At 53.9% G+C, this 13,734-nt stretch carries 9 protein-coding genes and 2 pseudogenes; 2 read left to right on the top strand and 9 right to left on the bottom strand.

The features are described from left to right. The 6 genes from K0H48_RS17660 to K0H48_RS17635 form a co-directional block, all read right to left on the bottom strand. The coding region (locus tag K0H48_RS17660; protein ID WP_368862160.1) for an ESPR-type extended signal peptide-containing protein at window positions 1-2,052 on the bottom strand (2,052 nt) is incomplete at its 3' end. Window positions 2,053-2,482: 430 nt separating this feature from the next. Then, window positions 2,483-2,974, bottom strand: coding sequence for a CS1 type fimbrial major subunit (locus tag K0H48_RS17655; protein ID WP_219268461.1), 492 nt, complete (start codon window positions 2,972-2,974; stop codon window positions 2,483-2,485). A gap of 67 nt (window positions 2,975-3,041) precedes the next feature. After that, window positions 3,042-3,788, bottom strand: a complete 747-nt coding sequence (locus tag K0H48_RS17650; RefSeq protein ID WP_219268460.1) for a molecular chaperone — start codon at window positions 3,786-3,788, stop codon at window positions 3,042-3,044. Between the two features lie 40 nt (window positions 3,789-3,828). Further along, a complete protein-coding gene (locus tag K0H48_RS17645; RefSeq protein WP_219268459.1) occupies window positions 3,829-5,109 on the bottom strand; it encodes a hypothetical protein in 1,281 nt (426 codons plus the stop codon). 35 nt (window positions 5,110-5,144) lie between these two features. Next, window positions 5,145-7,670 carry a CS1-pili formation C-terminal domain-containing protein gene (locus K0H48_RS17640; RefSeq protein ID WP_219268580.1) on the bottom strand — a complete coding sequence of 842 codons (2,526 nt, stop codon included), beginning with the start codon at window positions 7,668-7,670 and terminating at the stop codon, window positions 5,145-5,147. Window positions 7,671-7,786: 116 nt separating this feature from the next. Further along, a complete protein-coding gene (locus K0H48_RS17635) occupies window positions 7,787-8,275 on the bottom strand; it encodes a CS1 type fimbrial major subunit (RefSeq protein ID WP_219268458.1) in 489 nt (162 codons plus the stop codon). A 532-nt stretch (window positions 8,276-8,807) separates the two neighbouring features. Between K0H48_RS17635 and K0H48_RS30825 the strand changes: the two are divergent. Together K0H48_RS30825 and K0H48_RS17625 are read left to right on the top strand one after the other, a co-directional pair. Further along, window positions 8,808-8,945: pseudogene (locus K0H48_RS30825) on the top strand (hypothetical protein); the annotation flags it as partial. A 29-nt stretch (window positions 8,946-8,974) separates the two neighbouring features. Then, window positions 8,975-9,307, top strand: a pseudogene (locus K0H48_RS17625) (transposase); the annotation flags it as partial. A gap of 27 nt (window positions 9,308-9,334) precedes the next feature. Here the strand turns inward: K0H48_RS17625 and K0H48_RS17620 are convergent. The 3 genes from K0H48_RS17620 to K0H48_RS17610 are packed head-to-tail and all read right to left on the bottom strand — an operon-like array spanning window position 9,335 to window position 13,696. Next, window positions 9,335-10,549 (bottom strand): MFS transporter, encoded by a 1,215-nt coding sequence (locus K0H48_RS17620; RefSeq protein ID WP_219268457.1) that lies wholly within the window; start codon window positions 10,547-10,549, stop codon window positions 9,335-9,337. Continuing rightward, window positions 10,542-12,968 carry an ATP-binding protein gene (locus K0H48_RS17615; protein WP_219268456.1) on the bottom strand — a complete coding sequence of 809 codons (2,427 nt, stop codon included), beginning with the start codon at window positions 12,966-12,968 and terminating at the stop codon, window positions 10,542-10,544. The genes K0H48_RS17620 and K0H48_RS17615 overlap by 8 nt, the downstream gene beginning before the upstream one ends. Continuing rightward, a complete protein-coding gene (locus K0H48_RS17610) occupies window positions 12,965-13,696 on the bottom strand; it encodes a response regulator transcription factor (protein ID WP_257627011.1) in 732 nt (243 codons plus the stop codon). The genes K0H48_RS17615 and K0H48_RS17610 overlap by 4 nt, the downstream gene beginning before the upstream one ends. Window positions 13,697-13,734: the final 38 nt, after the last annotated feature.

Genomic DNA, 13,734 nt, shown 5'->3' with positions numbered 1-13,734 from the left:
GACCGTGCCGGTCGCTGCGTCATACGTCGAACCGCCGCCCAGGTTGGTAGCCGTTGAGGTGCCCACTTGCGACAGCAGAGTAGTGGTGCCAAACAACTGCGAACCGTTGATCGCGTCCAATGAAGTTTCCGATAACTCACCATTAGCCAGGTTACGTAACTTTTGCGCACTGCCCGGCGCTGCGCTGGTGCCGGTGAGTGCTGTGAGCACGGTTTCATCGGTGGTGTCGTTACGCTGAAGAACACCGACTGTACCGCTGGAAATGTCGCTATTGAGCGTAGTCAGGTTGCTGTCGACCGCGCCGATTGCATCGCCAACCGTGTTGGAAGTAGCGCCTTGAACGGTGTAAGTCGGCGCGCTGACCGTGCCGGTCGCTGCGTCATACGTCGAACCGCCGCCCAGGTTGGTAGCCGTTGAGGTGCCCACTTGCGATAGCAGAGTATTGGTGCCAAACAACTGCGAACCGTTGATCGCGTCCAATGAAGTTTCCGACAACTCACCATTAGCCAGGTTGCGTAACTTTTGCGCACTGCCCGGCGCTGCGCTGGTGCCGGTGAGTGCTGTGAGCACGGTTTCATCGGTGGTGCCGTTACGCTGAAGAACACCGACTGTACCGCTGGAAATGTCGCTATTGAGCGTAGTCAGGTTGCCGTCGACCGCGCCGATTGCGTCGCCAACCGTGTTGGAAGTAGCACCTTGTACGGTATAAGTCGGCGCGCTGACCGTGCCGGTCGCTGCGTCATACGTCGAACCACCACCCAGACGGGCGGCAGACGAAGAGCCCTGCTCCGTAAGTTGGCCGCCCAATACGTTAACCGCCGTCTCCGTCGCAAACAACTGACTGCCATTCACAGCGTCGGTGCTGGTTGCCGTGACCCGGCCAGCGGCTACATTGTTGATTTGCCGTTCATTGCCTGCTGAGCCCACACTGAGGACGCCAATTGGCGCTGCGCCAGCATAATTGTAGGTCGTGCCATTAACCCTGCCGCCCGTCGTCGCCACAGCGGCAGCCGTGGATGCACCGTAGCCCAAGGCGACAGAGTTAGTGACAGTGGCCGAAGCTTCACGGCCCAACGCCATCGCATTGACTCCGCTCGCATTGGACTCGAAGCCCACCGCAATCCCAGCAACAGCACCCGCAGCAACCGCCGAATTTTGACCTATGGCTACCGAGCTGCTGCCACCCGCCAAGGCATTGACACCAAACGCGGAAGCACTGACGCCCGAAGCAACCGCAGTTGAACCCACGGCGGTCGAGGTGCGGTTACTGGCTATCGCATTTCTCCCCACTGCGGTAGCGCCTAGAACGGTGGCCGACCCAGAAACGCCCGCAATAGCGCTTTGACCTATTGCTATGTTGCCGGGGCCAAAGCTACGACTGCTGGTCCCCACCGCAACGGCTCCTACGCCGCTTGCTTGCGTGGCGTCCAGCGCGGACGATGAGCCACCCACCGCGACAGCACCCACTGCACTGGCTGTAGCGTAGGCGCCCAATGCCGAGGCATTTTCGGCTGTGGCGCTAGTTGAACGACCCACCGCGACAGCATTTAATGCGCTAGCTACCGCAGAGGAGCCCAATGCCGAGGCATTTTCGGCTGTAGCGCTAGTTGAACGACCCACCGCGACAGCATTTAATGCGCTAGCTACCGCAGAGGAGCCCACTGCCGAGGCATTTTCGGCTGTGGCGCTTGATAGACGACCCAATGCGAGAGAGGTTGAGCCCGTCGCAACAGATGCATCACCAATTGCAACGCTGATGTTGGTGGCGGTTGCTCCGTTACCCCCACCGATTGCAATGGAATACACATCGGCCGTCGCGTCAGCTACCGAGCTCGTCCCAGCGGCGGTACCGTTACCTACAGCACCATTTTGCATCGCTGTAGCCGCAATGGAGATAGCGGACGTGGTGCCTACCACGACACCGACAATCAGTGAAATCGCCCGTAACTTACCTTTGGACGGCCCACTTTTAGTTTTTTTGAACGCCAATTCAGAGGCTACGACCCAGCAGCCAAGCGCAGAATTCCAAACGATCGAAAATATTTTATTCATATTTTATCTGGCGTGCGCCAGCCTCCAACTACTGCTTTGAAAAAACAAAGCAACGACCAATACGTTCCATACAACCTATGTCGAACATTCGGAACAGGAAATAAACCAACTTAGTTAGCGACGCCAATACGACTTCCACATAGCAAACATATGCCTAGTGGCTAGTCTTTGCAGTGCGAACGGATGAAAGCGCTCCAGACATCACACCCACGATAGCTCCGCCACGCTCGGGAAAATATAGGAGCGCTCCTAAAATCTGAGATACTGACCCACTGCCCCGCCATTTCGGACGAATAAATAGTTACGTTACAACACAAACCCAAATCAAAACCCAAAGAAAATTGAATAATAATAAACTACTGACGTAAGCTTTCCGCTCGGCGGAACACCCTTTGCACGGTAAATGACTCCGCTTTCGCCGACGCCGACACTAAAGAGGAAAGGCCGCATTAAACAATATGTGAACACTGCCGTAGTAATTGCCTGGCCGATAACCTCGCGCAGGCTTCATTGGAGCCACTTCCAGTAAAACTCTACTGCCCACCCTGGCCTCCGCCGAGGTGACCACGTCAACCGGATGCGCATCAGTCAAGGCGTGCCCATTGAACAGCACACTCAAGACAATTTCCTGCCCAGGCAGGCTGTTGGACAATACCGGTTTGGCTAACAAAACCGCACTAATCGAACCGCCGTCATTACGCACATCGAATCTTTTGCGCAAACTACCTAAGCTCGAGTTCAGCGTATCCCACTCAAGTTGTTGATTGAGGTGCATCCAGTCAGCCTCTACCGGCAGTACGTAAAACACTGGTTTTGGCACGTACAGCGACACTTCAAACTCATGAACTTCTTTCGCCGCATAGGCGGGAAAGCCCACGACCATACATGCAGCAATAAATAGCCTCATCGACCGGCTTATCATATTTGATTCTCCTCCAGCATTAGGCGCAATCGGTAGTCTCAAGTCGCACGGAGCACTCCAGTGCTCGTCAACGATTCGACACTTCGATATCTTTTACACTGTCGCCCTCAATCAATTTGAATCGGTACTCACGGCCGGCTTCTTTGGCGAAACTATAGGTACGTCCTGCAAGAATATGATGCTTGCTGGTTGGTTTGCAGTCAGCTTCCTTATTGTGTGCGCAATCTTTGAACTCATCGACAACCACCACGCTGTTGCCGTTATTTTTCAACGCATACTGCGCTGCGATATCGGAAGTCTGAGTGTCGAAACGGGTATTTTTCGGCCTTACAAAGAAGATCGTGCCGTAGCCGGCCAGGACGTTTACACCGGCGGATAGATTCTTTTTGTAGCTTTCACGCTCTTCGGCGGACACGGCGAACTCATCTTCCTTTTCCGGCACAACCGGCACAAAACGCACGCGAAAATACCGTTCAACATCTCGACTCCCCACATAGAGCAATCGGGTGCCCTGGGCGCCACCCGCAGGCACAATCAGGCGTGCCGGGCTGGCCATCAAACCGTTACGCACCAAGGTCGCGGTGTCCGTGATCACTGGAATCTCTTTAGAGACACCGCCTGCTTCATAGATGATTTCGAAAATATTAACTTTCACGAACGCCGTGCTGTCGCCTCCGTTGAACACGCGCTTCAGGTACGTGCTTTGGCCACCGTCCAGGTAATCGTAAATCACCCCCACGTTGATACTTGGACCCGCCTGTGCGGCAACTGAAAAAAACAAACAAACAGACGCCAAACCCGTCAAAAATTTCATTACAGTGACTCTCGTAAAAATGTGAATAATTAAATTGGAGCTAAATGTCGGCGTCCCAAATAACGGTAATTCTTCCGCTATAATGCGCGGACCCGTCTCTTTTCAGTGCCTCATCGACACCTTCTTTCGGCACTTCGAAATGCAACATCGCAGGCGACCTATTAACGTAAAATCCAGGTATTACCTGCAAGGCTGCGCCCGAAGTCCCTGAGGTGATACCTTGAATATGAGCCAGTGCGCGCTTGTGTACCAGAGCGCCTGAGTTGTCTGTAAACCCACTGGGTAACGTGACACTCACTCCAACCGGAATCGTACTTGTCTTAGTTTCATCGCTAAGATAACAATAACGTCCACTGCCCCCCTCACACTCCACGTACATCTTGAAAGGCGTACTGGCTGACATCAGGAAAGACTGATCGCGAAACAACCGAGTTGGTGCTCTACCGCTGCTTAACCACCGTTGCCATCCGCCATCCGGGATCAACTCAACTCGATGACCTCCGGGCGGTATTTCGACTTTTAGGGCGTGTATGACTTCAAGTGAGAAATCCAACACAATTGCGGGGTCGGATGGTACCAAGTGACTGAAGTCAAAATCCTTATTAGGACCTACTTCATAGAGCAAACTACCGGTGTAGACGCCCGAGTACATCGCTAGTGGATTAGGCGTACGCAACTCATATGAAAAGTCCATATTTTCGAATCTAAAGGCTGGAATGTCGTAAGCGGCCGTCTTGCTACACTCACCTGAGTTTTGCACTTTCCAGTAAAAATTATATTGCGTGATGGTAGCTCCCGCGGTCCCACTATAGCCGCAGGGTGCTGGCGCATAGATCCAGTCACTGAGCCCGCCGCCCCACAACGCGGCATGTTGTGACTGGAGCCCAGAGGTGCCTGGAGCAGGACCAATAATGGTGGGAACTGTCGGATTTACAAAATAGGTTGACCCAATACCAACAATTCGGACTTCTACTTCCTGCGGCCCGGCAACTGGGTGAACGACCGTTACCTTTTTCCACTCGTAGGGCGCTTTAATGAAAACATGCTCACCTTTACTAATGGCCCTCGGCGTAAACCTGTTATTTACTCGAATACTGAACGATTTTGTGACTACGCACTCTTGAGGCTTAAGCGCGCAGTACCCGCTGTTGGGCGTCAAGTTAACAAACGTGTTGATTCGAGGATTATTTGGGTTCGGTGTAAATTTTGCACTGATCGGAACGTGAACAGCCCATGCAGCTGGGCTGCCAAGCACTGAAGTAAACGCTGCATAAACTAGTAACTTTCCGGCAAAAGCACGGGCAACTTCAACAATACTCATGATTTGATCCTGTCATACGCTTTCAGGTGGGCGGCTTAGCCGGCCTTCTCGCTAGTGTTCGTAGTACCCGCCAGCGTTTTCGGGTCGCACTTCAAATCGCCGATCATCAACACGCTATTTTCTTTGTTCTCGCTCGAGGTATCGACGCGGAATTGGCACAGCAAGCGATCGCCATAACGCACTTCCAGGGTTGGCGTTCCTGCGTTCATTTCCATGGAGAAGAACCCGTCGACTTCACTCACACCACGGCTGGCGTGATTGATGATGTGGTGGCCTCTCAAAGGCTGACCTTGGGGGTTGAGCAAGCGCCCCAGCACGGTCACGGTTTTCATCACACTGATCTTGCGATAAGCGACTGCGCCCTTGTTGAGGTGGTAAGTGGTGCGTGTCGGTTGAATACTGGCGGCCGGCACATCGGTGCCTTCAAAATCAAAACTGACCGAGCTGTTTTTGTATGCTGTGATAGGGACGAAATTTCGGCCGTTGCGTAATTGTAAGCTGCCGCCTGTCAAGTCATCTGCACGTAACACGATGTTGTCCACGTCCGACTCTACATCGATGATCATCCCCGCCCCGCCACTCATTCCGGTGCGGGTTAGCGCCATCTTGTTACCCCCAATGGCGACTGTACTATCAAGGTTCAGACCACCGTTGAGGGTGCCGTTGTAGGACGACCGCTGCACGAACACATCGCCATTAACCACATTCGTCTCAAACTGTGCCAGGCCGGACAAACCTACGCCGTACGAGTCTACAGACGCCGTGGTGGTGACACTTTGCAACGCATGATCTTTCAGGTCGCGCCGATAACTGATCGAGCCATTTTGGTCTCGCTCGCCATCGCGAGAGGTGCGCGTTCCCAGGCTCGCAGACCAGCGCTCACCCTCTGCGCCCAACGCCAGGCTCATGCTTAACTCAACACCACGGTTACGCTGGTTGTTGGTGCTGATGCTGCCAGGCCGATCAAATACTGCAAATCGCCAGCTACCATCACTGCCCAGCCATTGAGTTTGCTGGTTAAGCCCTAGGTCGATACCGACGCCTTCCACATTTCCTGCGCTGTGAGATACCCGGGCACTTAACGAACGCTTGCGGTCAACACGATGGTTCAGCGAAATCGAGGTCGAACTGGTTTCGCCGACGAACTGACTGCGCTGACGCAACCGCGTGCCGTCCGACAGTACTTCGTAGGTGTTACGTGTGTCCAACCAACTACGGTTATGACTGAGGCTCACACTGCCGGCGCCGTATACATACTGGCCCTGCAGATCGGCACCCGTGCCGTAGTCCTGAGTCTGGTAAACGTTGGCAAAGATCCGCGCCTCGTTAGTCACTGACCAATCAATCGTGGTGCCATATTGCATCTGCTCACGAATAGCCCGGCCGGACAGCCCGACAATTACCCGCGGGTGCAACAGATAGTTGAAGGCGGCGCCAGCCGTAACGGCATCTGCACCCTCTTCGTCTTCCCAGTTGCTCAACAGCTGACTTTCTTTCCCGGCAAACAGGTTGTAACGCCAGCGCTCCTGCGCGTTGCCCCAATTGCTAGGTTTATAAACCAACTCACGGCTGCTAGTCGTCACCGATCCATCTTCAACGACGCGCACCTCAACCTCATAAATGCCGCTCGGCAAGTTACGCGTTTCAAGCGTCTGCAAACCCGCTGGTACTGGTTGGGTGTTGATCAGCATGCCATTGCGGTAGATTTCTACCGAGGCCTGACGATTCGTAGTGACGTAAATCGGGTATACACTCGGTTGCGGACTATTGATGGCCAAGGTGTCTGAGCTGCCAAACATCACCCCCAATGTTGTATCCAGGGCATTCCCGATCAGCCTTGGCTGAAGGCTCACACCATCTGAACTTGGAGTGAAATAACCCAGGCGCAAAAAGTTGCCCTGAAGTTCGCGTTGACCATAAAGCTCATGAACGGCGTGATATAACTGATCTTCGACACCGCCCAGCTTTGCCACTTGCAGACCCATCGTTTGGGTCCAATTTCCCAGGCTGCTGGTGGCTTCCAGACCATATCGCCCACCCAGGTCCTGGTCGCCGCCGCCATTGATGTTCAACTGGTTACGAATGATTACACCAGTGCTGCCCTCTTTGGGCTGCTCGTAGTAACGTGGCGCCTCAACGGTGCGCTCGGCATGTTGAGTAAGGATCGACAGCAGGGAGTTTTCAAGATTGTAATGCACCGCAACCAGCTCATTAGCACAGTTGACGGTGCAGGCCCCTAGACTCACTCCTTGTTTGAGGTAAGTGGTCCAGATGTCGAGATCAGAGAGGTTGACGCTGCTTTGAGCACCGTCAATCAACTCAATTAGGGTGACTTTGTCGTCACGGGACAAGACCACAATGGCCTCCCCCAGAAATTGTTTGTCCAGCTCCACGCGTACAGCCAACGGCGCATCAAAAAAGTGCTCGGAAAAATCCGCAGGCAAACCTTGCGCCTGGGCCAACAAACTCTTTGGCAGACTGGCGTCGGCCTTAGGTGATGCGAACGCACTGAAGCACAGCAAAGGCAACAGCGCCGCTGCAATGAGCGTCATCGGAAACATGCGGGAGGTACTCTTGTTCAAAACGCGGGACCTGGAAAGCAAATCGACCAGTTTTACCCGGTCGATCTACCTGAATCACCAACGATCATTGGCGCGAACTGATCGCGCCAGTGGGATCAGATGACGGAGTCAAAGGTCATTGCAACGGTACCGGTGTAGTCACCTGGCACGTAACCGGTGGAAGGAGCTGCTACCGGGGTGATTTCCAGAACTACACGGCTGCCAGTCAAAGCGTTTTGCGCGGTGACAACTTGAACCGGAGTAGCGCCGAGTTTCACGCCATTGAACTCAACGTCCAGGTCGATCTTGGTCGAACCGTTGAACAGGTAGGTAGTGGCCTGCTCGATGCTGGCGTGAATCGAGCCAGCCGTGTTTTTGGTGTCGAAGCTTTCTACCAACGGTTTGAACGTCGAGCTGATTGCATCGTACACCAGCACCTGTGGAACGTTGACCACATCAGAATTGACCGGCTGCACGTAGAAGCTGGTGGTGGGTACGTGTGCAGTCAGCTGAATGCTATGGGCAGCTTCGCCTGCGGCGAATACACCGGTAGACGCCAAAGCCAGAAGCGTCATAGGGACAGCGATCGCGATTTTCTTGAACATGGTAAAACACCTGTGAGAGGAGAGAATTCAATGACTACAAAGCCAGCAGCTAAACGCCGTACCCTTTTGGGAGCAGAGCGCCTGACTACCGAACAAGTGCAAGTTTCTACCCCCGCGACCGAGGGGTCTTTAGGAGTGGGCCTAAAATGGGCATACGACAGGCATTTTGGGACCGTGGGCGTCAGTGAAACGGCCGCTCACATAGGTGGGATAGTCAGAGGTGTGTTTTTCAGAAGAAGCCGTTAGCGGTCGCCTTTAAACAGCGCCAAGAATGCCTGCAACCTGGAGCGACGATTTCTAGCGTAGCTATCCATAACGCCATCAACGCCAGCGTGATCCGCAAGCGGCTACCGATTTACCGGGATCAATCACCGGCAACACATCCGGCTTTCGTTTCCATAAAACCCTCGCCAAGGCGTCCAACAGAACAGATGGTTATCATCTCGCTGCCTCTGGGTGATAAATCCACCGCCGTAAAATGACCAGTCTCGGATCAGGACGGCTGCGCGTGGATTATTCGTAGCGTGGCTCAATGATTCGTGTCGATGCCGTCGGGCTCGCCACCGAGCCAATTGACATGCGCGCCGGCACTGAAACCGCATTGGCCAGAGTGGTCGTGGTGTACGGTGCGGCGCTGCCGAACTGCGCTTACCTCGTTACCAACCACCGGGCCAACCGAATGAAAGTCCTTGGACACGACGGCGCCGGTATCTGGCTGACGGCGCGGCAACGGTCAAGGCTCTGGATTGCAGCCCATCATCTGGGTAGCGCTGACACGCTGCCCAGATGTTGGTGCCGTGCCTATGGACAACAATCAGGTCGACAACCAGATCGGCCATGGGCCCCTGGACGCTCGAACTGGTTGTTTGCCGGATCATTACGTAGCGGAAAACGGGCGGCAGCGATCATGAGCCTGACCAGTCTGCACGCATGAACGGGCACGATCTGTATATCTATCTAAAGGACGTTTTGACTCAAGTGGCCGCCCGTTTACGCACGCAAGGCGTGTTCCCTGGACGTTTGCGAGCATAGGTCGGTGAAGCGACCATGAACTGAAGTTCAGGATCGATGACGCCCGTTGCGAGGTTCTCCCGATTTGGGCAGGAAAATCGCAAGCCCTCCAGCTACCAGCAAACTGCCCGCGATCAGGACCATACAGGCGAAGCTCCAGCCTATTGCGTCTTGCAGTGTCCGAGACAATGGGACGGACAAAGTACCCGCTCCGTAAAAGCAAGCGAAGTAGAGTCCTATGGTGGGACCCACTTCCTTGGAAACGACGGATTTCAGCATTTCGGACAATAAGGCAACCGCGGCGATGCCACCCAGGCTAATGCCCATTACGCTTGCGAACAGGATATACAGCGCCGCTCCATGCGAAATCTCAAAGCACATGACAAGCGAGAGCGCGCCAGCGAGTGGCAATGTTGCAACCAATACACTTCGGGCACCAAACCTGCGAAACAAGAAGGCACCATAGAACGCGAACAAGTTTCCAAACGCATACAAACTGTTGGCGATCTGCCCCGTCGTCCACGTAAACCCATCCGCCTCAAGAATGTGAGGGATGTAGAGATTACGAAAACTGTAAACCGTCAGGCCAACCCAAAATACTATGAAGCCTAACAAAGCGGGAACGCGTGACCATATCGAATTGACCAGTACCCTTTGCGTGTGGACGTCATACGTAAGACTTATCACACGGCTCTGGCTGAACCACGGCTTTACAAATACAACTATCAGTACCGTAAGTGGCAAGCCCATAAATCCGAGCATGACTAAGACCGACCGCCACCCTAAGACGCCTTCTAGGATCTCCCCCAGACTCATGCCAAGTGTTGCGCCCAACCCGGTAACAAAAAAGAGCGTCGCGACTGTGGCCGAACTTTGTCGCACAAAATAATTTATGGCCATTGTAAAAGCCGACGTGACAAGTAGCGATATGCCAACTCCCAACATCAGTCGGGCCAAAAATACACTCGTGAATCCCTCTGCACAAGCAACACCAACGGTCGCCGCCGAGGTCAGCAACAGTCCCGCTACCGCGACGGCTTTACGGTTGATGCCTCGTGCCAGGTATCCCGCACCAATACTTGTTGCGGCAATACCGAGCAAACTCGCGTCTGCGGCTAAAGCCGCCGCTGTAGCGGACAAGCCAAGCTCCTGACGCAAACTGCTGAGCACTGCCCCAAAAATTCGTCGGTCAATCATGACAAGCACGTAACTCAGTGCCAGCAACAGCGACATCCATAACGCTGACACCTGTTTGCTATTCATAGACACACGCCAATAGCTCCTGATCCAACTGACGCCATTGCCGCATGATTTCTCTCACGTAAGCACGATAGGAAGCATCAGTTTGAGGCATGTTCGCGCGCAACATGTCTTCAAGCTTCTGAGCCGTCAATGCCAAGCCCGCCCAACCTAATGAGAGTGCAGCTCCTCTTAGGCGATGTGCCCTGTACAGCGCGGGTTCAGGACTGTCCAGTGCAACCGCTTCAAGCAAGCCGAAGAGGTCTTCGAGTATCTCATTACGAATCTGGTCCGGCCCGAAACCGGGCTGATGGTCCGCCCACGGCTTTTTTTGCACCACGGCGACATCACACCAAAGTTCAATGGTGGTCTTGAGCTTGGCAAGCTGGATGGGCTTGCTCAACATTCCGTCCATTCCGGCCTCGAAGCACCGTGCCGCATGCTCATTGCCAGTGGAGGCAGAAATGGCAACGATCGGACAACGCTGCCGTGAAAGGCCGTCCTCAAGCACTCGCATTTCGGCGGCAACGACGTAGCCGCTCCTGTCTGGCAGGTCGCAATCCAACAAAACCAAATCGAATAGATGTTGTTGAAATTCGTGGACTGCATGCTCCGCATCAGGCGCGAGCACCGCGTCCAATCCGAAGCTTCGCAATTGTGCGAGCAAAGCTTCTTGATTGACTCGGGTGTCCTCGACAACAAGGATACGCAAACCAACAGTCTGCACCTCACCGACAAGCGCGCAATCAGCCTGTGCAGCGCCCTTAGTCGGTTCCGGCAGCTCACTGGTGGGCCTGTCAATGTTCTGCGATGAGGCAACCTCGGCACAGATTGAAACAGCGATCACCGTACCTTTACCGATTTCACTCGTCAGCGAGATGGCCCCTCCCATCAGCTCAACCAGCTCTCGACAAATAACGAGGCCCAGCCCTGACCCGCCAGAGCGCTTATAGGAGTGGTGGGCCTGTGAGTAAGGCCTGAACAGCCTCTTCTGGGAGTCTTCCGAAATGCCGATACCGGTATCTATAACAGAGATGTCCAACTGCTTCACATCACGCTCATGAGTGTCGCCAGTCTTGATGATTACATGCACGCTGCCCTGTTCGGTAAATTTGATCGCATTGGAAATAAGGTTATACAAAATTTGCGTAATTCGCGCTCTATCCAACATGAGATGCGCTCGAGGCCCCTCGAAGTCGAATGAAAGGTCAACCGCTTTCTTTTGCGAACTGAGACTGTACAACGCGACGGCGTCCTCCCCCAAGACGCAAACATCCACCGCTTCAAATTCCAATATCAGTTGATGGGCTTCCATTCGGGAAACGTCGAGAACGTCATCGAGGAGGTGTAGCAATGTACTCGCACCACGCGTCGCCAGAGTAGCCAGATGGCGTTGCTCATGATTCAGTCTTGTAAGCGCCAGAAGCTCAACTGCGGCTAGCACTGCGTTCATAGGAGACCGAATTTCATGGCTCATGACGGCGAGGAACTTAGCCTTCTCGCTCTCACTGCGCATTGCACGCCGACGCTGGAGGTAAGTCTGATGTATCAATCCCAGCAAAATCATCAGAACCATACCGGCCAATACGACTTCGTGCAGATAATCCTCAATGATCGAACTGGAGACAGCCGGCGCACCATAATCCGTCGCTGTCAGCCAATCGTTATAGATATCGAGAGCGCGGTCGAAGGTGATGGCGGGGAGGGATTTTTGCAGTATTGAATACCAGATAACCTGATTTTGCCGTACCGCCATACTGATTTCGGACGCCATTGGCGCGATGGCTCCTGATAGTTCCAAACGCCCGGCAAATTGGGCGCTCATAGCGGGGATCAAGTAAGATTCAGTGCCCAGGGCCGCATCGGCTTCACCCGTCGCAACCAGGTTCAAAACTTTTTCAGCCGATGCGCTTCTGATAATTGTTAAGTGACGGGCTTTAGCACGCAACAAAGGCTCGTAAGGACCCGCAGCGGCAATGGCGACTGTTTTGCCTTCCAATCGACTCAAATCAAACACCAGCGGACTGTTAACCCGGGAAATAACAATGGTTGGACTGTTGTGGTAGGTCGCCGTAAGCAACAGTCCTGGCGCGGGAACTGCTGGTCCGATACGCCACATCATCGAAATCAGGTCTACAGCGCCTTGCTCCAACATCGCTATTCGAACATTTTTATCGGGCACCTCCACGTACTCAAATGTGATGCCGAGCATTTTGGATAGAGCATCGAGGTACTGCACAGACAGCCCCCGCAGTTGCCCGTCACGTACGTACTCAAGAGCGTAGAAGTCCGGCGTCACCGCCACGCGCAGCACCGGGTGCTCCGCAATCCACGCATGCTCTTCAACGGTCAACCAATCATTCTTGACCGGTTCTTCACCGCAAGCGTCTCGCCCACACAGCACCAGCCCCAGCACCCATGGAGCCAGCCAAAAGTGCTTCATGGCGAACCAAGCGTTTCTTTGATCTTGAATAAACCGTTATTGGACGTCACGCCCAACTTACGAAATGCAGCCGCTTTTTGCGTACTGATGGTCTTGATACTACGATTGAATTTTTCAGCGATTTCCGAGACTGTCATGCCGGCAAGGTAACAACGTATCACTTCCTGTTCGCGCGCGGAAAGCGATGCTGCCTGTAATGCGTCGACCTTCTCAGTAATGGGCAGGACGGGAGCCTGGGTCGTCGCCTCAGCGACACTGTAGGACATCTCGGCATTCAAGTAGACAGCGCCTGCGGCTACCGTGTTAATGGCTCCGATCAGTGCCGGTAAATCTTCCGCCTTACCAACGAAACCACGGGCTCCCACCCGCAAGGCGAGTGCCACCGTTGAGGGATCGTGGTGGGACGATAGGATCAAGATACGGCAATCGGGGAATTTGACCCGTATCGCACGAATCAGCGATACGCCGTCTAACTCATCCGGCCCTAATGCGTAATCAAGCAACAGCAAATCCGCAGGAGAGTTACCCATGCCCGCGATCAGCTCCCGGCTCGTGCCATAAACGCCCACCAGTTCGAATGAGGCCTCTTTATTCAAATGAATGGCAAGTCCATGACGGACGATTGCGTGGTCATCCAAAAGCGCAATACGAATGCATTTCATAAGGGGATCGTCAGCCTCGCAATACTGCATAGATATCCAAATTGAGACTGAGTGGAGATTAGCCATATTTACGGCTCCGCGCCTATCTATTTGAATATTCAAAA

Source organism: Pseudomonas sp. Xaverov 259 (genome assembly GCF_019352915.1).
Classification (GTDB): Bacteria; Pseudomonadota; Gammaproteobacteria; order Pseudomonadales; family Pseudomonadaceae; genus Aquipseudomonas.
This window is presented reverse-complemented; position numbering and strand designations above follow the sequence as displayed.

Coding starts and splice junctions, on each gene's coding strand:
- K0H48_RS17655 (WP_219268461.1), bottom strand. CDS start 2,974: ATGATAAGCCGGTCGATGAGGCTATTTATTGCTGCATGTATGGTCGTG.
- K0H48_RS17650 (WP_219268460.1), bottom strand. CDS start 3,788: ATGAAATTTTTGACGGGTTTGGCGTCTGTTTGTTTGTTTTTTTCAGTT.
- K0H48_RS17645 (WP_219268459.1), bottom strand. CDS start 5,109: ATGAGTATTGTTGAAGTTGCCCGTGCTTTTGCCGGAAAGTTACTAGTT.
- K0H48_RS17640 (WP_219268580.1), bottom strand. CDS start 7,670: ATGTTTCCGATGACGCTCATTGCAGCGGCGCTGTTGCCTTTGCTGTGC.
- K0H48_RS17635 (WP_219268458.1), bottom strand. CDS start 8,275: ATGTTCAAGAAAATCGCGATCGCTGTCCCTATGACGCTTCTGGCTTTG.
- K0H48_RS17620 (WP_219268457.1), bottom strand. CDS start 10,549: ATGAATAGCAAACAGGTGTCAGCGTTATGGATGTCGCTGTTGCTGGCA.
- K0H48_RS17615 (WP_219268456.1), bottom strand. CDS start 12,968: ATGAAGCACTTTTGGCTGGCTCCATGGGTGCTGGGGCTGGTGCTGTGT.
- K0H48_RS17610 (WP_257627011.1), bottom strand. CDS start 13,696: ATGGCTAATCTCCACTCAGTCTCAATTTGGATATCTATGCAGTATTGC.